Origin of the sequence: Hypericibacter terrae (genome assembly GCF_008728855.1) — a bacterium.
Taxonomy (GTDB): domain Bacteria; phylum Pseudomonadota; class Alphaproteobacteria; order Dongiales; family Dongiaceae; genus Hypericibacter; species Hypericibacter terrae.
The window spans coordinates 4,190,640-4,215,243 of sequence record NZ_CP042906.1; the positions used below are offsets into that span (position 1 = coordinate 4,190,640).

Annotated in this window: 25 protein-coding genes; 6 read left to right on the top strand and 19 right to left on the bottom strand. The window is 65.1% G+C overall.

Going from position 1 to position 24,604, the window contains the following annotated elements:
- Positions 1 to 36 precede the first annotated feature (36 nt).
- From FRZ44_RS19255 to FRZ44_RS19275, 5 genes are read right to left on the bottom strand one after another with little or no spacing between them, the layout of a single operon-like run.
- Positions 37 to 792, bottom strand: coding sequence for a hypothetical protein (locus FRZ44_RS19255; protein ID WP_151178705.1), 756 nt, complete (start codon positions 790 to 792; stop codon positions 37 to 39).
- Positions 785 to 1,210 carry a hypothetical protein gene (locus FRZ44_RS19260; protein ID WP_151178706.1) on the bottom strand — a complete coding sequence of 142 codons (426 nt, stop codon included), beginning with the start codon at positions 1,208 to 1,210 and terminating at the stop codon, positions 785 to 787. Before FRZ44_RS19260 ends, FRZ44_RS19255 begins: the two co-directional genes overlap by 8 nt.
- Positions 1,207 to 2,265 carry a hypothetical protein gene (locus FRZ44_RS19265; protein WP_151178707.1) on the bottom strand — a complete coding sequence of 353 codons (1,059 nt, stop codon included), beginning with the start codon at positions 2,263 to 2,265 and terminating at the stop codon, positions 1,207 to 1,209. The genes FRZ44_RS19260 and FRZ44_RS19265 overlap by 4 nt, the downstream gene beginning before the upstream one ends.
- Before the next feature lie 4 nt (positions 2,266 to 2,269).
- Positions 2,270 to 2,611, bottom strand: a complete 342-nt coding sequence (locus FRZ44_RS19270; protein WP_151178708.1) for a hypothetical protein — start codon at positions 2,609 to 2,611, stop codon at positions 2,270 to 2,272.
- Positions 2,608 to 4,074, bottom strand: coding sequence for a hypothetical protein (locus tag FRZ44_RS19275; protein WP_151178709.1), 1,467 nt, complete (start codon positions 4,072 to 4,074; stop codon positions 2,608 to 2,610). Before FRZ44_RS19275 ends, FRZ44_RS19270 begins: the two co-directional genes overlap by 4 nt.
- A gap of 98 nt (positions 4,075 to 4,172) precedes the next feature.
- On the opposite strand from FRZ44_RS19275, the gene FRZ44_RS19280 reads away from it, so the two are divergent.
- Positions 4,173 to 5,054 (top strand): hypothetical protein, encoded by an 882-nt coding sequence (locus tag FRZ44_RS19280; protein WP_151178710.1) that lies wholly within the window; start codon positions 4,173 to 4,175, stop codon positions 5,052 to 5,054.
- 79 nt (positions 5,055 to 5,133) lie between these two features.
- Here FRZ44_RS19280 and FRZ44_RS19285 read toward each other — a convergent pair whose 3' ends face one another.
- Together FRZ44_RS19285 and FRZ44_RS19290 are read right to left on the bottom strand one after the other, a co-directional pair.
- Positions 5,134 to 6,393: a LamG domain-containing protein gene (locus FRZ44_RS19285; protein WP_151178711.1), complete on the bottom strand. Its 1,260-nt coding sequence runs from the start codon at positions 6,391 to 6,393 to the stop codon at positions 5,134 to 5,136.
- 22 nt (positions 6,394 to 6,415) lie between these two features.
- A complete protein-coding gene (locus FRZ44_RS19290) occupies positions 6,416 to 6,970 on the bottom strand; it encodes a hypothetical protein (RefSeq protein WP_151178712.1) in 555 nt (184 codons plus the stop codon).
- A 68-nt stretch (positions 6,971 to 7,038) separates the two neighbouring features.
- Between FRZ44_RS19290 and FRZ44_RS19295 the strand changes: the two genes are divergently transcribed.
- A complete protein-coding gene (locus FRZ44_RS19295) occupies positions 7,039 to 7,917 on the top strand; it encodes a glycosyltransferase (RefSeq protein WP_263641898.1) in 879 nt (292 codons plus the stop codon).
- A 158-nt stretch (positions 7,918 to 8,075) separates the two neighbouring features.
- On the opposite strand, the gene FRZ44_RS19300 is transcribed toward FRZ44_RS19295, so the two are convergent.
- From FRZ44_RS19300 to FRZ44_RS27100, 6 genes are all read right to left on the bottom strand, one after another.
- Positions 8,076 to 8,483: a hypothetical protein gene (locus FRZ44_RS19300; protein ID WP_151178714.1), complete on the bottom strand. Its 408-nt coding sequence runs from the start codon at positions 8,481 to 8,483 to the stop codon at positions 8,076 to 8,078.
- Positions 8,484 to 8,552: 69 nt separating this feature from the next.
- Entirely contained in the window at positions 8,553 to 9,185 is a 633-nt protein-coding gene (locus tag FRZ44_RS19305; protein ID WP_151178715.1) for a phage adaptor protein, read from the bottom strand.
- A 20-nt stretch (positions 9,186 to 9,205) separates the two neighbouring features.
- A complete protein-coding gene (locus FRZ44_RS19310) occupies positions 9,206 to 9,502 on the bottom strand; it encodes a hypothetical protein (protein ID WP_151178716.1) in 297 nt (98 codons plus the stop codon).
- Positions 9,503 to 9,519: 17 nt separating this feature from the next.
- Entirely contained in the window at positions 9,520 to 9,951 is a 432-nt protein-coding gene (locus FRZ44_RS19315; RefSeq protein ID WP_151178717.1) for a hypothetical protein, read from the bottom strand.
- Between the two features lie 226 nt (positions 9,952 to 10,177).
- On the bottom strand, positions 10,178 to 11,545 hold the full coding sequence (locus tag FRZ44_RS19320; protein WP_151178718.1) for a DUF3592 domain-containing protein: 1,368 nt from the start codon (positions 11,543 to 11,545) through the stop codon (positions 10,178 to 10,180).
- Between the two features lie 161 nt (positions 11,546 to 11,706).
- The gene (locus FRZ44_RS27100; RefSeq protein WP_191908196.1) at positions 11,707 to 11,865 is read right to left on the bottom strand and encodes a hypothetical protein; all 159 of its coding nucleotides are present in this window, start codon (positions 11,863 to 11,865) and stop codon (positions 11,707 to 11,709) included.
- A gap of 1,718 nt (positions 11,866 to 13,583) precedes the next feature.
- Here FRZ44_RS27100 and FRZ44_RS19325 point away from each other — a divergent pair.
- Positions 13,584 to 15,206: a choline dehydrogenase gene (locus tag FRZ44_RS19325; protein WP_151178719.1), complete on the top strand. Its 1,623-nt coding sequence runs from the start codon at positions 13,584 to 13,586 to the stop codon at positions 15,204 to 15,206.
- Between the two features lie 85 nt (positions 15,207 to 15,291).
- Here FRZ44_RS19325 and FRZ44_RS19330 read toward each other — a convergent pair whose 3' ends face one another.
- From FRZ44_RS19330 to FRZ44_RS19350, 5 genes are all read right to left on the bottom strand, one after another.
- Complete coding sequence (locus FRZ44_RS19330; RefSeq protein ID WP_151178720.1) at positions 15,292 to 15,993, bottom strand: VIT1/CCC1 transporter family protein; 702 nt, start codon at positions 15,991 to 15,993, stop codon at positions 15,292 to 15,294.
- Positions 15,994 to 16,366: 373 nt separating this feature from the next.
- The gene (locus FRZ44_RS19335; RefSeq protein WP_151178721.1) at positions 16,367 to 16,756 is read right to left on the bottom strand and encodes a cupin domain-containing protein; all 390 of its coding nucleotides are present in this window, start codon (positions 16,754 to 16,756) and stop codon (positions 16,367 to 16,369) included.
- Positions 16,757 to 16,940: 184 nt separating this feature from the next.
- Complete coding sequence (locus tag FRZ44_RS19340; RefSeq protein ID WP_151178722.1) at positions 16,941 to 17,876, bottom strand: DUF5309 domain-containing protein; 936 nt, start codon at positions 17,874 to 17,876, stop codon at positions 16,941 to 16,943.
- A gap of 3 nt (positions 17,877 to 17,879) precedes the next feature.
- Positions 17,880 to 18,926: a hypothetical protein gene (locus tag FRZ44_RS19345; protein WP_151178723.1), complete on the bottom strand. Its 1,047-nt coding sequence runs from the start codon at positions 18,924 to 18,926 to the stop codon at positions 17,880 to 17,882.
- A gap of 177 nt (positions 18,927 to 19,103) precedes the next feature.
- On the bottom strand, positions 19,104 to 20,090 hold the full coding sequence (locus FRZ44_RS19350) for a CapA family protein (protein WP_151178724.1): 987 nt from the start codon (positions 20,088 to 20,090) through the stop codon (positions 19,104 to 19,106).
- A gap of 234 nt (positions 20,091 to 20,324) precedes the next feature.
- Here FRZ44_RS19350 and FRZ44_RS19355 point away from each other — a divergent pair, with 234 nt between their 5' ends.
- From FRZ44_RS19355 to FRZ44_RS19365, 3 genes are all read left to right on the top strand, one after another.
- Positions 20,325 to 20,735: a hypothetical protein gene (locus FRZ44_RS19355; RefSeq protein WP_151178725.1), complete on the top strand. Its 411-nt coding sequence runs from the start codon at positions 20,325 to 20,327 to the stop codon at positions 20,733 to 20,735.
- Between the two features lie 425 nt (positions 20,736 to 21,160).
- Entirely contained in the window at positions 21,161 to 22,156 is a 996-nt protein-coding gene (locus FRZ44_RS19360; RefSeq protein ID WP_151178726.1) for a TerC family protein, read from the top strand.
- Positions 22,156 to 22,452 carry a TFIIB-type zinc ribbon-containing protein gene (locus tag FRZ44_RS19365; protein ID WP_151178727.1) on the top strand — a complete coding sequence of 99 codons (297 nt, stop codon included), beginning with the start codon at positions 22,156 to 22,158 and terminating at the stop codon, positions 22,450 to 22,452. The genes FRZ44_RS19360 and FRZ44_RS19365 overlap by 1 nt, the downstream gene beginning before the upstream one ends.
- Positions 22,453 to 22,725: 273 nt before the next feature.
- Here the strand turns inward: FRZ44_RS19365 and FRZ44_RS19370 are convergent, their stop codons facing one another.
- The gene (locus tag FRZ44_RS19370) at positions 22,726 to 24,468 is read right to left on the bottom strand and encodes an adenylate/guanylate cyclase domain-containing protein (RefSeq protein WP_151178728.1); all 1,743 of its coding nucleotides are present in this window, start codon (positions 24,466 to 24,468) and stop codon (positions 22,726 to 22,728) included.
- Positions 24,469 to 24,604 lie beyond the last annotated feature (136 nt).

A 24,604-nucleotide genomic window follows, 5' to 3' on the forward strand; every position in this document is an offset into this window, starting at 1 on the left:
GGCCGGCGCCCGATTCTTGCGATGCCGGAGGGCCGCTCATTTCCCCCACAGGCGGGCCAGCACGCCCAGAAGACCGATGCCGGTGTCGATCGCTTGCTGGGTCGAGGACGGACCGCGATTGGGCGTGAGCGTTGTCTGGGTCGACCCGCCCTGGCCGTTGAGGAATCCCAGATAGGTCGCCAGTGCATTCTGGTTGGCGGTGGCGGCGGTGTTGAAGCGCTGCGCCGCTTCGTTCAAGAGCGCCTGGGTTTGTTCCTGGCGCTGCTGGCCGACGGTATTGAGGGCATTGATGTCGACATAATCCTGGCTCGCCTGCTCTGGCGCATAGTTTGCGGCCTGCTGCTGATAGTCGCGTTCGGTCTGGTAATTCTGGTTGAGGGTCGATGCAAGCCCCTCGGCCAGGCCCCGCGTCGTCGCCTCGTTGCCGCCATAGCGGCCGGCGCGGCTGAGCTGGTCGGTGATGGTCGAGGCCGTCCGGCGTGCCAGCGCCGCGTTGTAGGGATTGCCGTCGAGATAATTGCCGTTCAACACCCTTGTCAGATAGGTCGACGCCGCGTCATTGAGCGGCGAGCCGTTGGTCGCACGGGCGACACCCATCGACTGCGCCCGGAGCTGCTCCGGCGTGAAGTCGGCCGTCATCTGGAAGTTCGGCGCCTGGGGCGTGAAGGCGCCCGAGTTATAGAGCGACGTCGCCTTGGCGATGACATCCTGCAGCGGCTGCTGGACCGGGCCCCATGGGGCCGAGCTCTGAACCGTCTGGTTGTTGCCGCCGCCGCCACCGAAATCAGGCATCTTGCAAATCCTTCTCGACCAGATGATGGGTCATGTCGTAGCCAAATTGTTTGAGCACGCGAGACCAGCCGGGACGCGCCACCAGCGACATGCCGCGGCAGCCCTTCTGTCTCGCCCAGTCCTCGATGATCGCGATGTGATGCTGCCAGCGCTCCCGCTCGTTGCCGACGCAGATCTGGATATGGCAGACCATCTTGCGCGGATACACGGCGAGCTCGGACACGACGACGGCGAGGACGTCGTTCGCGTCCTCGTCCCAGACCACCCAGATCTGCTTCTCGCCATGACGGGCGGAACGCCGGATATCGAAGGCCTTCTCCTTGCCCCGCGAGGTCAGACAGGCCTCCTCGAGACGTTGCTCGATCAGCGGCCAGACCTGGTCGACGTTTTCCGGTGGAACTCCGACGAGGCAGGTCACGCGAAGGGCTGGCCGTAGTGGACCGGAGCGACGGTGCCGGGGCCGAAGCGGGTGTTCGCGGTGAGCCCCTGCAGCAGCCCCGCATTCTGCGCGAGGTATTGGAGCAGGCCCACCGGCAGCGTCGGGGTTGTCGAGACCGTTGTCGGCGCGGCTGGGTTCAACACCGCGAGCAGGCCGCCGCCGGCATTCGCCTGCTGGGCGTTCTGGGCAATGGCGGTGTGAGGGATCGGCAATCCGCCGCTGTCGCCGCGACCGCCATTGGCGCCAAGGCCGCCCTGGTTTGAGCCGGTGTCCGAGCCGTTCGCACCCTTCTCCGGTGCTCCCGCATTCTGCCCGCGCGTGACGCCGGCGGGATCGCTGCCATTGATGGCGCCATGGATCCCGCCAACGATAGCACCCCCGCCGGTGCCGATGAGTGAGCCGGCCGGGCCGCCGAAAGAGCCGATGGTTCCGCCGATCTGCGAACCTCTCCACGCGCCGCCCAGGATGTCGCCGAGCACGTCCCGGAAACCGCGCTGATCGGGCGTGTGACCGAGGCTGGCATCGCCGGTGACGCCGCGTTTGACCGTGGGACCGCCGGCCGTCCTATAGCTCGGACCCGTCACCATCTTGTCGATGTCACCCTGGCTGATGCCGGTCTGGCTGCCGCTGCCATAGCCAGCGCCCAGATGTCCCTGTTGCGCGTTCTTGGCGGCCGTGCCCTGCTTGCTGTCGTTGCGAGAGCCTTTGCCGCCGTCGCCATTGCCGCGACTTGCGCCTCCGGTGCCATCGCCAGCGTCGCCGTGACCACCGCTCGCGACACCACCGCCCAGCCCCCAGAACTCCGGCAGGCCGGTCTTCGGGTTGATCGTGCCCGACCCGCCGAGGAGCTGCAGAATGACGGCTTCCAGCGGCGTTATATGCGCGAGCAGCGTGTCGCCATGACGGCCTCGGGCGGCCAGCAGCCGCGCGGCGTGGGCATGGCGCGGGCCTTCGCGGGATGCGTTCCGCGGCCTGGCAATTGCCTTCCCTTGCGGGGCGAGGATTTCGAACAGTCCGCGAGCTGGTGCTGACATCTGACTACCCGATGATGGCGACGCCGAAGACCCGATCGGTCGTCGCGCTGTTGCTGTGCGTGAGCGTTGCTGCGCCCTGGGATCGAGCGGAGACATGGAGGTTCGCCATCGCGCCGGCCGCGTTCGCTGTCGCCGGCATGAACAGGATCACGCTCTGCGCGCCGATGCGGGGATCGGTTAAGGTCGTGGTCGTCGTCCCCGCCGCCAGCGTGACCGTCGTCGTGCAGTTGAGCTTGCCGGCGAGAACGCCGCGGATGACGTCATGGACGCGCGCGAGATAGGTCCACAGCCCGGCTTCGCCGCCCGATCCGACCGGCGCCGGCAGCGGCTTGAAGACCGTGGTCATCGCGTTCCGCCCGGTTTGAACTCGGGCTCGACGCCCAGGATGTGGGCATAGGCCTCGCCTTCCTCGATCGCGATCCGTGCCCGGTGGAACCGCGCATCCCGCCGCGCGGGGCAGAGACCGTTATCGTTCATGGCGACCGCCGGGCTCCAGGCGACCGGATCGTTCAGCCGGTTGCGCGTGCCGAGCGCGACTGAGGCCGCGGCCCCGTCCACCAGCGGACGGACGCCCGTCACCAGCGTGCGGCGGCCCGGCGTGATCTGAGTCTCGCCGCTATCGACGGTGGCGGCCATGGTGCCGCCATTGAAGAAGCCCAGCTCATGGCTGGGCGTGAAGGCGGCCAGGAACAGCCGGCCCGAGCCGGTGAAGGCCGCATCGTCGAGCGACAGGCTGGTCGCGTCGAGATTGCCGATCAGCGTATCGATATTGTCGAGATTCCAGGAGGACTGGACCATCGCCGACAGAACCAGGTCGCAGGCGAACTCGGCGCGCGACCAGCGCCCGAGCTGCCAGTGATAGATCAGCGCCTTGTCGGGCAGGCCCGTGCCGCCGCCGACGCTGGGATAGCTCACCACATAGAGCTTGTTGACCGGATCGACCGCGCCCGTCACCCGGTGCAGGCTGTTGAGATCGACTCCATGCTCGGGATGCTCGAAGAAGAACCGGTCGATCTTCTCGGCGCCGATCGGCTGCAGCTGCTGCCCGCCGGCCAGGAGATAGAACCCGTCATGGGCGAGGAAGAAGAGCAGGTTCTCGAACTGCGCCGACGCCCATTCGGCGAGACAGCCCTTGTCCTGGCTGATCTTGTCGAAGGTGAAGGTCAGCGGATAGTCGGTGCGGATGCCGAGCCGGATGCAGCGCTCCTGCAGCACCACCAGATTGTCGCCGCCGAAGAGGCCGAGGATCTGCCCGCCATCGGGCATGTCCTGGAAATCGGCAGCACCCGTCGTCCAGTCGAGGTTCTCGACATCGCACCAGCTCACCCGGTTGGAGTTGGCGCCGTCGCGCCCCAGCGCCACCACGTCGCGCGCCACCGCGATATAGCGGGCACCGGCGGGCGGCGAGCCGCCCTGGGCTGCGAAATTCGCACCGGCCCCCATCGCGATCGACTGCACCGCGTCCGAACCGTTGACCGCCAGGCAGACATCGCCGAACTGGGCGAAGCGCCAGAGACCCTGGGCCGGCGTGCTGTAGGCGCCGCCCGAGGTCCGGCTGAAGTCCGACCAGACCGCGCCGTCGAAGCCATGGAGCCGGGTCGCGTCGCCGGCGTAGGACTTGACCGTCAGATCGGTCGACCGCAGCGTGATCGCGCCCTGGATCCGGCTGCCGGAGGCGGCCGTGCCCGACGCCATCAGCGTCTTCAGCGGCCGGTAGGAGCTCGCCGCCGGGATCACGTTCTTCGCCTCGGTCGCGCCAGGGCTGCCGAAGGCCGAGCCGTCGGGCAGGAACTCGCCGACCGGAATCATGCCGTCTCCCCTTCATTGCCCCGGTTCGGGGACCTGTCCTACAGTGTGGTTTCGCGCTGGCTTGCGATCGAGCCCGGCGAGATCCGACCCCGGGCCCGATGATCCGTCTTCTCTGCACCCAGCGCGGCGCCTTCCCGATCAAGCGATTCCTCGAGGTCGACGGCCGTCGCCAGACGGCACGGATCGCGCCGGCGACCTATCGGAGCGACATCCGCGCCGGAATCGAGGGTCCGGCGACCTATGTCTTCACCGATCTCGAGCGCGTGCCGCCGCCGCGGCTGGGCGAGCTCGCCAAGGAGTGGGAGGAGCTCGAGGCCGCCGGCGGCAACCGCCTGCTCAACCATCCGGTACGGGCGTTGCGCCGCTACGAGCTGCTGCGCACGCTCTACGAAGCCGGCATGAACCAGTTCAACATCTACCGGCTGGACGAGATCCGGCGCCCGTCGCGCTATCCCGTCTTCATCCGCCGCGAGAACGAGCATGACGGCGCCGTCTCGCGCTTCCTGCAGACGCCGGAGGAATATGACCGCGAGCTCGAGGCGATCCAGCGACTGCCGGTCGCGCGCGATACCCTGTTGGCGGTCGAGTTCTGCGATACGCGCGACGCCCATGGCATCGTCCGCAAATATGGCGCGGCCATCGTCGGCGGCGAGATCAAACCCTTCCACCTCTATGTCTCGCGCAAGCCCATCGTGAAACATTCGACCGACGCGATCGTCAATGCCGAGACCGCCGCCGAGGAGCTGCGCTATTTCGAGAAGAACCCTCACGAAGAGGCGCTGCGCGAGATCTTCGCCCTGGCGCGCATCGACTATGGCCGGATCGATTACGGCTTCCGCAAGGGCCGGCTCCAGGTCTGGGAGATCAACACCAACCCCTATTGGGTGGTGGACAGCGAGCCCGATCCCCTGCGGGTCGAATTGCTGAAGCGGCGCTCCAAATGGCTGGCCCAGGCCTTCGCCCGGATCGATACGCCCTAGCAATCGGTGAACGGCCCTGCGGGGTCGGTTGCATGACAACCCTGGCGGCAGATATCGGCGCGACCCGGCCGGCTGAAGGCTATGATCCGCTCGACCCTTCGCCCCTCGGTATCCAGGGCGTGGGATTGCTGCCGACCGGCGCCCAGATCTCGGAAGAACCCTGCATGTTCGACCAGGCACCGTCAGCGTCGCTGAAACGGGTCCAACCGTCATTGCCCGTCGCAACGAGCACCGCTTCCTCCAGCGTCACGCCGAGGTTGCCGTGGATAATGCTTTGCGCGATCGAGGCCAGCGTGGCGTCATCCAGGGTTGCGGCGAGGACGGCCTGGATCTCGAGCCGAGCGGCGGACGACAGCGAGGCATCCGCCAATGTCCGCGCCAGTGCAGCCTTGATCTGGACTGCGGCGGCCGATGATAGAGTCGCATTGGCCAGCGTCACGGCGAGCGCGCTGACGATCTTGACCGTCGCAGCCGATGAAAGCGTTGCGTTCGCCAGCGTCTGCGAGAGCGTGCCCGCGATGGCGAGCTTGGCCGCCGATGCCAACGTCGCGTCGGCAAGGGTGACCGAGAGGGAAGCCGTCCCCAGCGGCGTGGCACCGCCACCTAAAGTCCGGAGGAACCGGCCCCGGTTTGACGGCCCCCGCCCAGGATGAACGAGTATTGACGGCTGACCGATATAGTAAGGCGGCAGGTTCGGATGCGTGGTCCGCGACAGCGTGCCGTTAATCGTAAAGTTCTGCCCGGCGATTAGATCATTTTCCGGATTCCAGTCGCCTATCATCGGCCAGTAGGCCACCAAAGCGGCGGACTGGATTGCCTTGGGACTGATACCGGATGCCAAATACGCAACCTCGGTATCGGAGAGCGCCACATTCCAAATCGCGCACTCGGCGATTATCGAGGCGTTGTCGCACACCTTGTTGTTCGCCGCGTTGTCCTGCTTTCCGGCGGATACCCGGTCCAACCCGGATGGCGCGCGGCTGGTGGCATTCGTGGCCTTGTTGGCGCCATTGAGGAATATGGCGCGGTCGGTCGCCGAGGTGCCCACACCGCAGAGATGATTCCAAGTATTCAGCGTCGAATTGACGCCTGTCGTCGCGCTGTTACTGCTGACACTGTCCGCAGCCAAGAAAGAAACACCGCCGTTCGACTGGCCGATCTTGAATTGATTGATGTTATCGGCGCCAGTCGAATTCAGGACGCTGAGGACGCTCTGGAGAGCCGCGCCGCCGGTATTGATAGTGGGCCACCACCACGCCGCCATGGTGAGCGGATAGACCGATAGAATGGCGCTGGGATATCGAAGAAAATTTGAGGTTGACCAGCCCGTGCGCGCCATGAGGTCGGCTCCGCCGAAATGCCTAGTTCAGCGATTCCAGAACGTACTGGTGAAGCGTCATCGAGCCCGTCGCGACGGTCTGGGTGAAGAATAGATCCACCACCTGGGAGGCCGTGCTGTCGAAATTCGTTCCGACGACAGGCGCGGTGTTATAGGGGATCATGAACTCGCCGCTGCCGCCCGCGGTAGAGAGCGGGCTGGCGATGACCGCTTCCGACCGCCATGTGCCCTGGCCCATGAGATTGGCGCTGGTGCCGATCGCCCGGCAGGTCAGTAGCAACTCGAGCACCCAATGGACGTTGGTCTTGGCCACGATGTTGAGATTCATGGCCAAACTATCGAACACAACAGTGCCGCCGAAGCGCACGTCATACCGAGCCGTGCCAGGGGTCGTCACGGCGCAGGAGATGCGCCCCGCCGCTGTGATCCTAACGGCCTTGCCGACAGCCGAGAAGAAATTGGCCGGAAGGGTGAATTTGGCCGCCGGCGGCAAGCAGCTCGCAGCCGCAGCCGCCGTCAGGACAGAGCCATCGCCCTGGGCCGTGATAAGGGTTTCCTGCCAGCCCTGAAGTGACATCTGATATTCTCCATCTGACGGCGCTACGGCGCCTGGAACATGGGGTTAGAATGCAGCCCGCTACGTTCTTGCTGACAGCCTACAATCAGGCCCGCTTCATCGAAGCATCGGTCCGAAGCGCTCTCGCCCAAACCTATCCGGCGCTGACGATCATCATTTCCGACGACTGCTCGACCGATGACACTCTCGCCGTCATCGAAGGTGTGGTAGCGGGGTATTCGGGCCCGCATCGGGTGATTGTCCGGCGGAATGGCGCCAACACTGCCATCGGTCATGTCCGTGATCTGTTGCCGTTCGTCGAGACCGAATTCGTCGTCCTCGGTCACGGCGACGATATATTCGAGCCGAAACGCGTCGAGATGCAGATCAAGCGAATGATCGACGATGACCTCGCCGCGACAGCCTGCAACGCCACCATCATCGACCGAAACGGCAACGGTCAGCGCCTGCGACTGGACCCGGGCAATTTGCCGAAGCCCTCCATCGAGGAATTAAGCGTCATCGGTCGCAACCAAGCGCAGCTCGGCGCCGTGCTGGCTTGGCGCATGGAGCTATTCCGGGACTTCCCGGAACCGACACCACCCACTCGCCGGATTGATCAGATCGTATCGTTCCGCGCTCTACTGAAGCGCGGGCTCGGCATAATGCCGGAGCCGCTTGTCCGCTGGCGCCATCACGAAGAAAACCGAAGCCCCGAGATCCAGAAGCGTAATGCCAAGGATGCGGCGACCCAAATGCAGATCGACGAGCGGAAAGCCTGGGCTCGTATCGGCCACGCCCACTTCATGCTTAACGATCTGGCATGGTGGGTGAGCCAATTCCCAGATGATCGGAAGGCCGAAATTGCCAAGGCACATCGGGCCCTAACCCGGCGCCTCCTTAAGGAGTCCGAGGCTTGGGCTAAACTCCGGTATCAGATGGCCAGGGCGAAAGTGACCGAACACTAATGGCCTTGTCGCAATTGCTACTTTTGCGAGCCGATTGGGGCCGACTAGACTCTCTGCCATGAGCGCCTGATTCTCGGGTTACGCCGCATGGAGCGGATCGCGACGGAATACCCCGAATATAGTGACGTTCCTCTCGTCTATGACCCCAAGGATTGGGACTAAGCATTCCCGTCCGTGAGCGTGAAGCTCGTCACCGTGAAGTTCTGACCGGCCGCGAAGACCGCGTTGTCGACGGCCATGTCCCCGCCACCGCCGGTCGCCGTCACAGTACCCTGGATGTGACAGGTCGTGCCGCTGCTGTCATGGATACGGAAATGGGCTGCCGTGCCGGCATTGTCGGCCGCGCTGTCCTGCCAGGTTCCGGAAAGCGCCTTGGAGCCACCGGACGCCGCAGCCATCCAGTCCGAGGGCAGCGTGACTGTCGCCAGGACCGTGCCGCTGTTCGCGGCTGCGCAGTTCGCCGGCGGGGCTCCGGTCCGGATCGTAAGGATCGGGGCCGTACTGATCGTGGATTCGATGCTGTCCAACCGCGCATTGCGGACGGTCGTCGAAAGCTGGACGGTCATGAATAAACCCTCACTATCTGCGCAAAGCCGGCTCGGCTCCCTTCATCGGCGACGACGAAGGCGTATGGCTCATCTGACATTTTGCGGCCGCGGCCGCACCCGCAATGTGGCGCCGCTGTAGGACGCCCGCCGGTCGAACACCTTGAGCTTGTCGAGGGCGGCGGCGAGGCGCGCCTCATATTCCTGCCACAGCGCGCTGTCGCCCGTGGCCTGCGCCGCTTCCGCCAGGGTCGCGAACAGATAGACGTCGGGCGCGTTCGCCAGGAGCCAGTTGGTCGTGATGCTGTCGGACAGCGCCTCGAACCGCTTCCAGTAATCGATCTCGACCTGATAATCCTGGTCCGGCGGCGGCGCGAACTGCAATGCGCTGCCCAGGATCGCATAGACCCTCGGCCGCGCCGCCGTGCCTTGCGGGTAGGACCGGTCGATGATCTCCGGGCTCACGCAGTCGAGCGAACCCACCGGATCTGCATTGAGCTGGATGCTGCGGAGCTCGAGGAAATCCGCGGGCAGGTCCAGATAGGCCTGGTCGAGCGTGGCGGTCGCCCGCTGCTCCTGGGCCCGCAGCCGCAGCTCGCGCTGGAACCGCGCCTCCGCCAGGTCGATATAGTCGTCGAGCTCGCTCTCGAGCGCGACGTCGCCCTCGCGGCCCAGCCGGCGCGCGACCGAGGCCTTGAGGGCGGCATAACTCGCCAGCGCCATCTTACCGCTTCCCCCTCACCTCATTGATCCATCTCGGTCACATGCAGGTCGCCGCCCGCGGAGATCTGCACCGCCGACACCTTCTGGCCCGGCGTCACCGTGAAATATTCCGGGAGGTTGGCCGCCATATACATGTCGGACGTCGTCGCCGTCGGGCTGTTCGCGATCTTGACGCAGGCCGCCGCCGTGACGATCACGCGAACCGTCTTGGTCTGCGCCCCGAAACCGTTGGCGATCGTGCCGGCCGTCCCGGTGAAGGCGACCTTCTGATGGGTCCCCTGGCGATAGGTCGTCTGCAGGCTGGGATTCCCCGCCATGGCCGCTCTCCTTCGGTTCAGGAATATTTCGGCGCGAGCGTGACCGTCACCACGCCGGTTGCCGAGGTGAGCGTGCCGGTGAAGTCGATCCCGATGCAGTCGCCGTCGGCGATGTCGAGATCGGTCGCGGTCGCGGAAAGCGCCAGGTCCTGGACCGTGTTGGCGCTGCCCTTGAGGTCGATCGATCCCGAATGCAGCGCCGTGCCCGACGCGATCGCCGTGCCCGACGCCGCCTTGCGGATCGTCGCCGTCACGGCCGAGCCGTCCGTGCCGGCCACGGTCGGCCGCGCGCTGATGGCCTTCACCCGATAGGGCCGCGTCGCCACGAAGAACACCTTGTCGACCGAGGTCGCCACCCATTCGGTGGTCTCGTTGATGAACCCGACCGTCGGATCGTCGCCACCGAACGTCATCGACCCGTCGTCACGCTGAAGAATATTGATGGGCATGAAGAGAAACTCCTTTGAGATTGAGACACCCCTCCCCCTACCCCCTCCCGCAAGGGGAGGGGGCGAGGAAGAAGCAGCATCAGAAGACGATCAAGCACCGCCCCTCGCGGGAGCCACGAGGAGAAAGCATTAGAGAATGACCAAGCCCCCTCCCCTTGCGGGAGGGGGTAGGGGGAGGGGTTGCTTCAGGACAGAGCTGATGTCCGAGATCAAAGGCTCCGGAGCTTCAAAGCGGCCCCAGCACCCCGCTCACATAAACCGCGCCCCCGAAGCAGATCAGCGCGAGCACCAGCAGGAACCAGGGCGCGTTCGGTTGCTCCAGCGCCGCATTGCCCGGATTGGCGGGATCGTAATGCACCTCGACCTCGCGGCCTTCGGGATAGCGCGAGGCGATCTTCTCCGCACCCGCCTGCGAGCGGCCTATCTGCACCGCGAGCGGCCGGAGCTGCCGGCTGCGATAGTCGTGGCCGTTCACCGCATAGGCATACTCCACCACCGGCGCATAGCGCACCACGCTCCGGTGGTTCACCTGCTCGCGATAGCTCTCGGTCCCGCTCTGCACGATCTTGCCGCGCACGCTGGGCCAGTTCCAGCCCTGCTTCGCGCTCTTCCGGGAGCCGATGAACATGAGCAGCAGGAAGAGTCCCGCGCCGCCCGCGATCAGGAAGATGCGGCTCCGGTCCTCGCCCATCCTCGCCTCGAGGAAGGTCAGGGCGGGACCGCCGAACCGGTAGATCCCGTAGCCCAGGACCGCCAGCACGGCCAGGATCGCGAGGCAGCCTTTCGCCACGCCCTTGGGCACCTCGCGCTCGAGCACGCAGTTCCCCGGATCGGCCGGGTCGTAATGGACCATCACCGTCGCGCCCACGGGATAGCGCGCCAACGTCGCCTCGGTGTTGGCGCCGCCGCTGTCCTCGCCGATGCTGACGCGCGTGCCGGTATATTTGGTGCCGTTGGCGGTGAACTCATATTCGATCGCCGGCTCGTTGATGACCTCGGTCGGCCGGTCGCTATGCTGGCGGTGCCGGGCCGCGACCTCCGATCGCGTGATCCGGCCCGCCGCTTGCGGCCAGGCGGCGGCGCGGCGCACCTGCAGCAGCTTGTGCGCCAGCAGGGCCAGCAGCATGACCGTGATCGGGCCCGCCACCAGCCAGACGGGGCCGATCCCGGAAAGCCATCCTTCCTTCCAGGAATCCGGCAGCAGCGCCAGCAGCGGGAAGGCGAAGAAGGCGACCGCCACCAGCCCGATCGCCCAGACCGGCGGCTCGGAGCCGATCCGCTTGCGCCCAGCGGGCGACTTCGCCGCGGGCAGGAGGCGGCACTCGCGCCGCCAGCTCGCGTCGCCGGCGTTATATTTGACGAGAATGGACCTGGTCGTTGCGGCGTCGACCGGCTCCGCCGTGTCGAAGCGCCCGGTGGGGTCGCCAAAGCCGAGGCTGAAACGCCCGTCCCCTTCGTGAAGGGCTTCGAGATAGGCCTCGCCGGCCTCGAGCGCGATGATGTCATCGCCGCCCCGGCGCGCCGCTTCGACGGCCTGTTCGATATCCTGCTGGGTCGGATTGTCCTGGCTCTTGTCGCCGACGGTCAGTTTCATTGCCGCTGCGGCTCCCCCCGCGGGGCCGGCCAGGACGCCATTCCTGGGAGCCGGGCCCTGTTCCGCAGTCTGGCAGAACCGCCGGCGCCTGCACCAGCCCCTCGGGTTCGTCCGTTGCCCGGTGAACGGCCCCGAGGGAGCCCGCTTTGCTCGGCTTGTGCCTAGATCCTCCCCGGCGCCGTCCGCAAATGCCGCCATTCCGGATCGTTCAGCAGCCTCCGTACCGCGGGCGCATGATCCTTCCTGAACACATCCACGCCATAGCGCGTCAGCCAGATCATCGCGACCGCATTCGGGATCGAGGCCACTTTCCGGCCCATGCCGTCGATCGCCCGGCCCGGCGCGTTGAACTCGGCCTTGTTGGCCTCGAGGTTTGCCGTGACATCGGACCGATACTCGATCGCATAGGCCCCCGCACCGACGAATCCGCCACGAGATGCTCGACCAGTCCGTCGCGGGTCTGGAGATAGAGCTTTCGGGCCATGAGTCTTCCATTCCTCTCCCGCTGCCCCTCGCGCCCGCGGGCTTCGCCCGCTCTACTGTCAGGCCGTGAACACACAAAGCGAGCTTTGCCCGGGACAGAGCAAAGATGTCCGTTCCCGGGCTCGAAGCGGCCTTCGTTTGCGTCTCTGGCGATGTCGCAGAAGTGCCAGAAACCGACATGTCGCTCATGGTGTGTGGGGATCATGCCGGGCCCCAACTGCGCCTCACGTTAAAACCGGCTCCGGGATCGCGCTCGGCGTTGAAGCACCCTCAAGAAGATTCCCTTGAGGAGCTCGCCCTTGATCACGGATTCTAAAAAGGTCTTCCGATAAACTGGCTGCAAAACGGCCTTGCCCTTCCGACTTCTCGGATCCGAAGCCCATAGGACCGGCGCCCCAAAGCGAAACACGTCGCCTTGGTCTTCGATCTCTCCGAAATCGAAGAAAACGTGCACGCGGCTGTCAGCCCATTTTTGTAGAAGGACGCACTCTTCCACCGGCGCAACCCAAGTCAAGGGACTGGCACTCACGAGCCTCCCGCAGCGCAATGACTCAAAGAACTGGCGTCTGTCCGACTTCAGTCTTTGACCATTCACCATCCAAACCATCGGTCTATAGAACTCTTCGCGAGAGCGGCGTTCTAGTTCGGAGATAGGCGAGTGCTGGAATTCTAACACCAGCCCATGCCCGGTCTTCACGTCTGCGATATGCCTTTCGCCGTTGCTCGCGCGATGGACAATTTCTTGGCACTCGACGGGAAAGCACCCCTTCCAATTTCGGTGCCATTCAGTTTCGGGCTCCCACCGGTGATCGACGCTCCCTGGGGGATGCGCCCAATGTTCCACTCTGAATCTTCCGCATTTCGGCGTCATGACGGCACCGCAAATCGGACATGTGCCCATAAGTCTGGGCGAGGCCCCCAGCCGTTGGCCATCAACAATCGCGTATTGCATGGTCAATCTCCCATGTTGCCGCCAGCACGCCATCACTGGACGCTCGCGGGGCAGAGTTGTCGCAGTGGTAATGCCAATGGGAGGCGCGGCGTGGGCGCTGCTTGTTCATTCTTCTTGGGACCCGTTAGATCGGGTGTTCTTATTGCTTGGCCATCGGTGGCAAAGACAATTGCACACCGATTCGGCTCAAGACGTCAATCCTGTTTGACCACAAGTCAAAACCCGCTCGCAAGAGCGGAGGATTGTTATTTGGTCGAGTTTTTGAAAGGCATGTGGCGCCTCGGGCCTGCCCCCGGCGACGCGGGATCGCCGCTGCGGGCCGCGTGCGCTCGGGACATTCAGCAAGAATGCCGGACCTCAGCACTCACCCCGTGGCGCGAGACGCGACCTTGCGCGCTGAACCTGCCACCGGAGTAGCCCCGACTGGGAGACACGGAGGAGCAAGGTCTGTTCAAGGTCAAACTCGGAATACCGGCAGGTCATCGCGCACGTCAGGTACCAAGCCCTAACCGGCCGTCCGGTTATAGGCCCGTGCTATGGCGGCCGCCGGATCAAATGAGATAACTTCGATTCAATGAATCGCGACGGCGGGGGACGCGAAGGATGGCGACTTCATACGACTACGTCATTGTGGGCGCCGGCTCGGCCGGATGCGTGCTCGCGAACCGACTCAGTTCGGACCCGGGCGTGCGCGTACTCCTGATCGAGGCCGGCGGACGTGACAACCACCTGATCGTCCAGATGCCGGCGGCTGCCCCCATCGCGGCGCGGGATCCCCGATTGGACTGGGCCTACGTCACCGAACCGGAGGTCTTCTGCGAGAACCGCCATATCATCGAGCACCGCGGCAAGGTGCTCGGTGGCTCTTCCTCCATCAACGGTATGGTCGCCAATCGCGGCAACCCACGCGACTACGATGCCTGGGCGGCGGAGGGCCTTCCGACCTGGTCGTTCGCCCACTGCCTGCCCTACTTCAAGAAAATGGAAACCTTTGTAGGAGGCGCGAACGAATGGCGCGGCGGCGATGGACCGCAGTCGATCGAACGCTGTCCGGCGACCCACCCTCTCTATCGAGCCTTCCTGGAAGCCGGCGTAGAAGCTGGCTACGAACGGACGGAGGATCAAAACGGCGCCCGGCATGAGGGCTTCCACATTGCGCAGAGCTTTACGCGCAAGGGCCGCCGCTGCAGCTCTGCGGCAGCCTATCTGCATCCGGTGAGCCATCGGGCCAACTTGACCGTCCTGAGCAGGACCCTGACAAGACGGATCGTTTTCGACGGAAGGCGGGCCGTCGGGGTAGAGGCTCAAACCGGCGGGACGATCTCCACTTACGAAGCCTCGCGCGAGGTCATCCTGTCCGCGGGGGCGATCAACTCGCCGCAGCTTCTCCTGCTCTCCGGCGTCGGAAGCGCGGCGCAGTTGCGATCCCACGACATTGCCGTCGTCGCCGACCTGCCCGCCGTCGGTCGGCACCTCGAAGATCACCAGATCGTCCCTATCCAATATTCGACTCCCGAGGGCCTCTCCCTGTCGCATCGGCTTAAGGGGTTGAGACGCTACGGGATCGGCCTCCGATGGCTCTTGTTCAAGTCGGGGCTGGGTGCCTCGACGATGTGTGAGGCCGGCTGCTTCTTTCGTTCGTCGGATAGGGCCGACTATGCCGACATCCAGCATGAGTTCTATCCGCTGACCGCCGAGATGGGCGACCCGGAGGCGAACTTCGACGACGGCTTCATGTTCTCGATGGGCCTGATGCGGCCGGAGTCGCGCGGGCATGTGACTCTGAAATCCGCCGACCCCTCCGAGCATCCCGCCATCGTCTTCAATTACTTCGCCGCCGAGAGAGACCGGCGGATCATGATCGACGGCATGCGCCGCACCCGGGAGATGGCGGCGCAGCGGGCATTTGACGGGTTGCGCCGGGCGGAAATCGCGCCCGGACCCGATATTCAATCCGACGACGAAATCATGGCCTGGCTGCGAAGCGCGGCGTCGACGGAGTACCACCCTTGCTCGTCATGCCGCATGGGCGTGGGCGAGGATAGCGTGACCGACGGCGAGGGCCGTGTCCATGAGACGGAAGGACTGCGCGTCGTCGACGCGTCGATCATGCCGCACAACGTGACGGCCAACCTCAATGCCCCGGTTGTCATGCTCGCGGAAAAACTCGCCGACGCGATCCGCGGCAAGACCCCCCTGCCGCCGAGCGGTCTGGTGCCCCACTAGAGTCTCTTCGGTTCAGACTCGGGTGGGCTCGCGCACCTGCGGTAACACCGGCCTCTTCTCGCGCCAACGCGGGCGAAGGCGAACCTCAGACCACGGTCCCGAAAAGAGCGCCGATTCCCGCCGTCAGCCCGAGCGCCATCGCACCCCAGAAGGTAACGCGCAGCATGGGCCTGACCATGCCGGCACCGCCCGCTCGGGCACCGACCGCACCCAGCAGCGCCAGGAACGCAAGCGACGCCACGGAAACGACCGGAACCAGGATTGCGCTCGGCGATACCACCACCATCAGCAGCGGCATCGCGGCGCCGACGGAAAAAGTTCCAGCCGAGGCCAGGGCAGCCTGGATCGGACGCGTCATGGTGACCTCGGAGATTCCGAGCTCGTCGCGCGCATGGGCGCCAAGGGCATCCTTGACCATCAGTTGCTGCGCGACCTTCTTGGCGAGATCCGGGTCGAGACCGCGCTTCACATAAATGGCCTCGAGCTCCTTATGCTCGGACTCGCTTTGGTCACGGAGCTCCTTGGTCTCTCGCGCGAGATCGGCCTTCTCGGTATCCGACTGCGAGCTGACCGATACATATTCGCCAGCCGCCATCGACATGGCGCCCGCGACCAGCCCGGCCACCCCCGCAATCAGGACTTCATGCTGGGCTGCCGCCGAAGCGGCGACGCCGACGATCAGGCTCGCGGTGGAAACGATGCCGTCATTGGCCCCCAGGACCGCCGCCCGCAGCCATCCGATCCGGGCGACAAGGTGACGTTCCGCATGCAGGCGCAACCTTGTCATGCTTTTCTCCCGACAACGCGCTCGACCTTTGGCTCGAGCCTGGCATCAGGCTACGCCCCAGGCGCTCCAGCCGGCTTGATCTGAATCAGGTCTCCGGCCCGAGGATGGCAGTGGAAAGGTTGCGCCCTCATCCTCGCCCCCTTCCCCTGCGGGAGGGGGGTAGGGGGACGGGTCGCCTCTAGCAAACATCGAAGTGTCGATCATCGATCTCGCTCGAAGCCTAAAAGTAGAGCGAAGCGATCACATCGACTTGCGAAGCGATCTTTTGGAAGCCGCCAGATCCGCCATCACGCCGGAGCCCGCTTCCTGCCGGCATTCGAGCGTGCACCCGGTCGGCACCACCGCCTTCTCGGCTTTCCGGCCGGCCGCAGCCTCAATGCTGCCCCGCTCCCGGTGGGGGTGCGCCTTCGAAATAGGTCGTGGCCTCGGCAATGGCGCGATTGCGCGGCATGAAGGTGAACATGCGCACCGGCGACGGACCGACCGCGACGAACGAGTGCGGCACGCCGGCGGGGATGGCAATGGTGTGGTTCGCCTCGACCAGCCGTCGCTCGTCGCCGAGCTGAAAGTCGAGCGTGCCTTCCAGCAGGATGAAGATCTCGTCGACGTCATGGTGGGCATGAAGCGGCGCGCCGGCACCGGGCTCGATCACGCTGTAGCCGGCGATACAGGTGAGGCCCTCGTCGCGGCCCGCGAGCACGAAGTTGCGGTAGCCGGGGCGCCAGGGAATCTCCTGCGCGTCGGTGTTCTGGATGATGGGCATGCCAGCCTCCTCGCCAGATCCGGTCCGCCGCCATCATAGGACCGGCGCAGGACGAGATATAGACACCTCTTTCCGGCCAAGCCTGCGGGAGGCGAGCCTCCCGCAGAACCCGGAACCCCGATCACCGAACTCGCCCGAAGCTTAAAAGAAGAGCGTAGCGATCACATCAACTTAGCGATCACGGTTAGCTCGTTGTCAGATCCGCCACCACGCCCGAGCCCGCTTCCTGCCGGCTCTCCAGCGTGTATTCGGTGAGGACCATCGCCTTCTCGGCATCGCCGGTCTTGGCCAGGTCCTCCGTCTTCATCGGCCGCAAAGTGGCGAGGCCCCAGAGCGACGTGTCCAGCACATGGCAGTCGCGGTCGCGCGAGAAGCGCGAGGCCACCACCTTCTGCGTGCCGAAATCGCCCTCATAGACGTCGATCCCGGCCACCAGCTTGCCCTTGGCCGCGTCGATCGTGCGGGTGGCATTGCCGGCGAAGCCGGAGATCACCGTCTTGTTGAAGGGCCCCACCATGATCATGTCGGGCGAGCCGCCGGCGGCCCAGCAGAGCTGGAGCACGCCCTTGAGCAGCGCCTCGGTCAGAGGCCGCTGCGTGCCGTCGGTGGCGCCGGCCGAGGTCGAGCCGTCCGCGCCCGAGCCGCCGCGGTTGTCGTTGGTGGCGTACCAGGAGCAGAGCGGACGAAGCTGCGGCGCGGTGGTCGAGTTGCCGGTCACCGGCGCGCGGTTCCCGGTCAGCACCACCTCGATATCGCGGCGCAGCTCCTTGGTCTTGAGCATGAGCTGATAGACCAGCTCGGATTCGCGGCCGGCCTTGTCGACCGCCTCCTGCGTCCCCGCGATCGCCACTTCCTTGCGGCTGATCTGGGTCCGGTTGGTCAGCCGCACGGTCGGCGTCACGGCCGTGAAGGACACGTCGTCGCCCTGCAGCTGGGCATTGTTGGCAGCGGCCGCCAGCGACTGGGTCTGCCATTCATGCAGGGTCGCCTTGGCCTTCACCTTGTCGATCGCCTTCTGGAACGGCGTCTCGACGGAGTCGATGTTGTAGATCGTATCGGCGAGGTCCTCGCGATTTCCGATCGCGGAGAACGTCAGATAGGTATTCGCGACAATCGTCATGGTTCATTGGCTCCTGAGCTTGGCCAGGACATAGTTGGCATTGTCCCGGAGTTTTCCCGTTTCCTGGGCCCGCTTGCGGAGGCTGCGCAGCTCGTCGGCGTCGGCAGATCTGGCGTCGCTGCGCTTCGGGCTCATCACCCGCGGCGCCTCGGCCAGCTTCTTGGCCGCGACCGACCGCTGCTTCGCCAGCATCTGGCGATAGAGCATCGCGTCGCGGGCCACGACCATCAGGCGATGATCCGAGATCCCGTCCAGCTCCGCCGCATCGAACCCCACCGTCCCCAGATAATGCTTGAGGTCGGCGAGCAGCGCCGGCGCGCGGGCCGCATCCTGCAGCTCGGGGATCGCGTCGAGCGTCGCCCGGGCCTGCCCCACCAGATGTTCCTGCTGCTGGGCGATCGCCTGTCGGACCGCGGCCTCTTGATGGGTCGCGGCCTGGTGACGGGCCTGGAGGATGGCCTGGCCGACCCGTTCCCGGGCCGCCTGGTATTCGAACCAATCGCTCTGCGCCTTGACCGGATCCTGCCGCGACAGCGCCGACCAGTCGGTCTTGGCGCCGCGGGCCACCGTCAAGGCGTCTTCCGTGGCATGTTCGAGCGCCAGGGAAAAAGCCTGGGCCCGGGTCTGCTCGAGTTGCTGCCGCTGCGCCGCGAGAGCCTGGCGCTCGGACTCGACCGAGCGCCGCTCCTCCGCGAGGCGGGCGGTTTTCTGCTTATAGTCCTGCGTTCGGGAGTAGCCGCGCAGCAGCTCGTCGCGCGTGACCGGCATCTCCTCGCCATTCACCCGGACCGTGAAGGTCTCGGGCTCGGGAACGAGAGCGGGGTCGCTCGGAGGCTCGCTGGGACCCGGATCGTCGGACCGATCGTCGGTGTCGCCGGGCAGGCCGGTGTCCAGGTCGGACATGGCGGCCGGATCGCCGGCATCGTTCGTCTCGTCGTCATTTTCGGCCTGGCGCTCCGCCTCGAGCAGAGCCACCACATAATCGGCCCGCTCGCGCGCGCCGCTGCCATCGCCGGGTGCCCTCTCGGGCGTCGCCGTCGTCTCGGTCATGTCGATTTCCTTGTTTCAAAGAGAATCCACGCCCCCTCCCCTCGCGGGAGGGGGTAGGGGGAGGGGTACGCGCTCAGTCGGAGCGCGAAACATCGATCATCGATCTCGCTCAAAGTTTAGAAGTAGAGCGCAGCGATCACATAAACTTAGCGATCACCTCTCCCGCCCGAAGCCGCGTCAACTCAGCGCGATCTCCAACCCGTCCTCGCCGTCGGCCAGCGTCGTCCCGAAGGCCGAGCAGAGCGATCTCATATTCTTCGTGATCGCCTGCATGACCTCGCCGGTCGCCACGCCGAGCGGCGACCCGTGAATCAGGATCGGCACCAGCTGCAATCGCGCCGGCCTCCCATCCTCGACGATGAGATTGAAGATGAAGGACCAGGTGGTGTAGCGGAACGGAAACTTCCAATAATCGTCGATGAAGTTCCCGGTGTCGTAGAGGATGACGCCGCGCCCGTGGCGCTCGATCGCCTGGACGACATGCGCCGAATGGCCATGCAGGACATCGACGCCGCGCTCGATGGCCGCATGCGCGAACCGGCGGAAGCTCTTGTTCGGCTTGATGCGCATGTTCGGCCCCCAATGGACCGACAGGACGATCAGCCCCGCGCCGGCGCGCCGCAGATCGGAGACCGAGCGCTCGATCCAATCGAGACTGGACGGAGAGCCGAAGCGGAGGTGATTGGTCCCCGGCCGTTCCGGCGTCGCCGCGAATTCCGGCATGTTGTCTGTCGCCGCGATCAAACCCACCTTCAATCGCGGCAGATCGAGAATGGACGACCTTGACGCCTCGGCCAGGGTTCCGCCGGCGCCCGCATGGCGGATGCCGGCCCGGTCGAGCGCTTCCAGCGTGTCGAGCAGGCCGCCTTCGCCGTAATCCAGCATGTGGTTGTTGGCCAGGCACAGGAACCGCACATTGCCGGCGGTCAGGATGCGAACCGCCTCGGGATCCGCCTTGAAGTGGAAGAACTTCCAGGTCCGCCGCCAGCGGTCGGCACTGGTCGTGATCGGCGATTCCAGATTGGCGATCACGGCATCCGCCCGATGCAGGATCGGGAGCGAATCGCCCCAAAACGACTCCGGCGGCTGGCTGCGCAGCTTGCGGCTGACACCGCGCCCCAGCATGAGATCTCCCAGGAACGCCAATTTGACGATGTCCGGCATGGCACCCCGAAGACGAAGCGACCGCGCCCAAGGCCGCGATCGAGGATTCAGAGCCTCACTCTGTTGGCCATGCCCGATTAGCACAAGACCCTTTACGTTTCTGCGCGTCGTCAAGATCATAGGATATCGATGGGCAGGCCCGGTTTCCGGAGTGGCCTGGGGAAGCGGGTCGCCTTTGGTCCGCTTGCCGGAATTTCATTGCGCCATTGTCACGCTTCAGGGGAAAGCAAGCCGATGCCATCTCGCACTGCCCGATGCCTGTCCACGCTCGCCCTCGTCGCCGGCACCCTCCTCGCCGCCTGCTCCAGCACCCAGCAGGCCAGCCTGCCGCCCGCCGCCACGGTCCCGGACATGTGCAAATCCAGCGTTCCGCCGGAAGAACCCCCCTGCACCCTGCAGGTGATCCTCTACGGCGGCACCGCCACCGACCGGAAATCCTGCCTGGGCGAGATGGACGGCTACATGTCGAAGATCGAGGACTGGCGAGGCTGTCACACGACGGTCCTGCAGAAGAACCCCGACCTCACCGATCACGACCGCAAGGAAATGATCGCGAGCACCAACTACTACGCCGACTACGACCTGAAAAACGCGCAGGCCAACGTCGCCTGCATCAACAAAGGCAGCGGCTGCTCGCATTATTGATCGGAGAACAATCACACCCCCTTCCCTCCTGTCTGCCGAAGCCTTGGCGAGGCTGGACGCGGGAGGCGCTGGGGCGGGGGTGGACTCGCTCCGCCTTTTTTTAACCCTTCCATCCGCCTGAGCGGGGGAGGGGTGCCAAGGGTTGACGCGAGCAACGCCCGCGCTCTCCCGAAACTGAGATAGGTGAGCTACTCCTATAGCAGCCCCTCACCTGCCTCTCCCCTCCAAAGGAGGGGGAGAAAAAAGCGAAGATGCCCCTCCCTTGACACTGCCGCGCCCGCCCCTACCTACATGCCGCGGGCCGGGCCCCTCTGACGACGCCGTTGCGTCGTGATGTCGGACCGCATCGGGTGAGCTCGATGCCGGGTCCGGTGCCTCTCCCCACCGCTCGACGTCGAGCCGCCCTCTCAAGAGTCGAGGGAGCGATGGAATTCTTGACGGTTCTGTTTCTGGGTCAGCCGCTCTGGATGTGGCTTGCCTTCCTGGGCATCGTTGCCCTGCTGCTGGCCTTCGATCTCGGCATCCTTCACCGCGATAACCACGAAATCGGCATCCGCGAGAGCCTTCTGCTCTCGGGGCTCTATTTCGCGCTCGGCCTCGCCTTCGGGGGCTTCGTCTGGGCCCAGCTCGGCCGCGAGGACGCGATTGCCTACGTGACGGGCTTTATCGTCGAGAAGAGTCTGGCGGTGGACAATCTCTTCGTCATCGCCATGATCTTCGCCTACCTTGCGGTCCCCCGCCAATACCAGCACCGCGTTTTGTTCTGGGGCATCCTCGGCGCCATCCTGCTTCGCGCGGTCATGATCGGTCTTGGAGCGTCCCTGGTCTCCGAATACGCCTGGCTGCTCTATCTGTTCGCCGCCTTCCTCGTCGCCACCGGCATCAAGATGCTGTGGTGGAGCGGCAAGGATGCCGATCTTGGGGAAAACCCGGTCCTGAAACTGCTGCGGCGGCGTTTGCGCGTTACCGATCGGCTCCATGACCAACGCTTCTTCGTCCGCCTGCCCCACGCCCCAACCGGGCGGCTCACGACCTATGTGACGCCGCTCTTTCTCGCCCTCGTCCTGATCGAGGTCACGGACTTGATCTTCGCGGTCGATTCCATTCCGGCGATCTTCGCCATCACCACCGACCCGTACATCGTCTACACCTCGAACATCTTCGCCATCCTGGGTCTGCGCGCGCTCTATTTCGCACTGGCGGCGGTGCAGCACCGCTTCGCCTATCTGAAGCAGGCCCTGGCCGTGCTCCTCGTCTTTATCGGTTCAAAGATCTTCCTTGCCGATCTCTTCGGCTGGACCAAGTTCCCGGCGGAATGGTCATTGGGAATCACCTTCGCGATCCTCGCCGCCGGCGTCCTTTACTCCCTGTGGCGCACCCGCGCGCCCGGTCAAACCCCAGCCATCGAAGGAGACCGCTGATGCCCCTGCTCGTCTGCCCCAACGACAGCGCCAACATGCAGACCCTCAACCGCTCCGGCGTGGAGTTCGATTTCTGCCCGACCTGCCGCGGCATATGGCTCGATCGCGGCGAGCTCGAGAAATTGATGGCGGCCGCCCGCGACGACGGCTCCGGTGGCGATCTGCGCGATGACCCCGCGCCACGCTCGGAACGACGGCGCTACCGCGACGATGATGACGACGATCGTCGCTCGGACGACGACGGCTACCGCCGCAAGCGCCGCCGCGGCCTCAGCATCTTCGACATCTTCGACTGAAGATGACTTTGCGCTCCTGCCTCGTCGGACTTCCTCTCCCCCTTTTGAGGGGGAGAGGGTTGCGTAGGGTTAGTCTGAGCGAAGCGAAGCCTTACCGGGAGCTGGGAGAGGTGGGCGTTTCTATCTTTCTTTCGCTCTCGCCTGTTACCCCCGAAAACGGAGGCCACCCTTCAGCTTGGTGCACGGGACCGACATTGGATTACCGCTGTCGCGGCGATGACCGCGGGGAGTATCGGCACTCGCCTCGTCTCCCCGGACCCCCGATGGCGGCCTTCACGCTGGCAGGCCGGCCTTCAGCAGGCTGGCGCGGTGATGGTCGCGATCTTCCGGGCGCTTGTAGTGGACAGTCGGAAGATAGCTTTCCACCGTGAAGTCCGGTTTGAGTGACAGCACGTCGCCGGCGTGACTGCGCATCTCCGCCTGGTTGCCCATCTGCGCATGGGCCGCGGCGAGAAAGGCGTGATGCGTGTGATCCAGGGCGGTGATGCGCTTGAAGGCGTCGACCGCCTCGGCGTAGCGATGGGCGACGAAATAGGCCCGCCCGAGGTGATTCCAGAAGCGCTCGGGGTGATAGGGATTGAGGCGCATCGCCTTCTTGATCCAGTCGATGCCCTCCTCGGGCCGCCCCAGCCAGGTCAGCACTTCGCCCTGCTGCACGACAACCAGGTCGTCGTTCGGGTTCAGGGTGAGCGCCCGCTCCTGGTGATAGGTCGCCTTGTCGAAATCGTCGCGCGCCAGGCTGACGGCGGCCAGGATCCGGTGCACGTCGCTATCGTCGCTGTCGAGCGCATAGGCCGTCTGCAGTTCTTCCAGCATTCTGTTCCAGGTCGCGTCGCGATCGGCACAGAAGCCGTTGACCCAGGACTGACCCAGCGTGCAGGCGAGCCAGGCATGGGCATGGGCATATTTGGGGTCCAGCTTGGTGGCGCGCTCCAGCATCTCCAGGGCTGCTGCATTGTCCGCCTTGTTCGATCGGTGATGGAGCAGCTTTCCCGTCAACACGCATTCATAAGCCGCCATGTTCTCGGTCGGTTTGTTGGCGGCGCGTTCGCGCGTCGCCGATTCCACGCGGCGCGGCAATGTGGCGACGACCGACGACGTCACCTCGTCCTGCATGGCGAAGATATCCGCCAGATCCCGATCATATCGGTCGGCCCAGATATGGCGATCGGCCACCGCATCGATCAGCTGCACGGTGATGCGCACCCGGTTGCCCACCTTGCGGACGCTGCCTTCCAGCAGGTAGTCCACCCCCAGCTCCTTGGCGATCTTCTTCACCTCGACCGCCTTGCCCTTGTATCGGCTCGACGTGTTGCGGGAGATGACGAGAAGCTCGCGGAAGCGCGAGAGTTCGGTGAGGATGTCCTCGGTCAGGCCGTCGGCAAAGAACTCCTGTTCGGGATCGCCGCTCATATTCGTGAAAGGCAGCACCACGATGGCCGGCTTGTCCCGCTGTTGGGGCTGTTCGTCGCTTCCTGCAGAGACCGCGCCGGGACCCACGCTATAGACGCGAACGGGCTTGGCGATGTTCTTGAGGCTTTGCTCGCCCATATCGTGATAGTCGAGGGACAGCTTGGAGGCGACATGGTGGTGCGCCGTGTCGGACAGGCAGATGCCGCCGGGCTGGGCCAGGCCCTCGATCCGGGAGGCCAGATTGACGCCATCGCCATAGAGGTCGCTGCCCTCCACGATGACGTCGCCCAGATTGACGCCGACGCGCAGCAGCACCTGCTTGTTCGCCGGCAGCGCCGCATTCTGCGCCGCCATTCCCTTCTGGACATCCACCGCGCATTGCACGGCATCGACGACGCTGGGGAATTCCACCAGCACCCCGTCGCCCATGAGCTTGAAAATCCGGCCGCCATGCTGGCTCACCAGCGGTGCCAGCACCTCCTGCCGACGCTGTTTGAGCATCGCCAGCGTACCCGACTCGTCCTCGCTCATCATGCGGCTGTAGCCGACCACATCGGCGGCCAGGATGGCGGCAAGACGGCGTTGAATACGTTCTTCGGGCATGGGGGCAGGTGCCTCGGATGGCGCGATGCAGCAGTTCCTGTCCGGGCCAGTTTAGCAGGCAATGGGGTGGGAGTCCGCCCCAGCTCCCGGAACCTGCCCTCGATATCATGAGGAGCCAGAAGCGGGAAAATAGAAA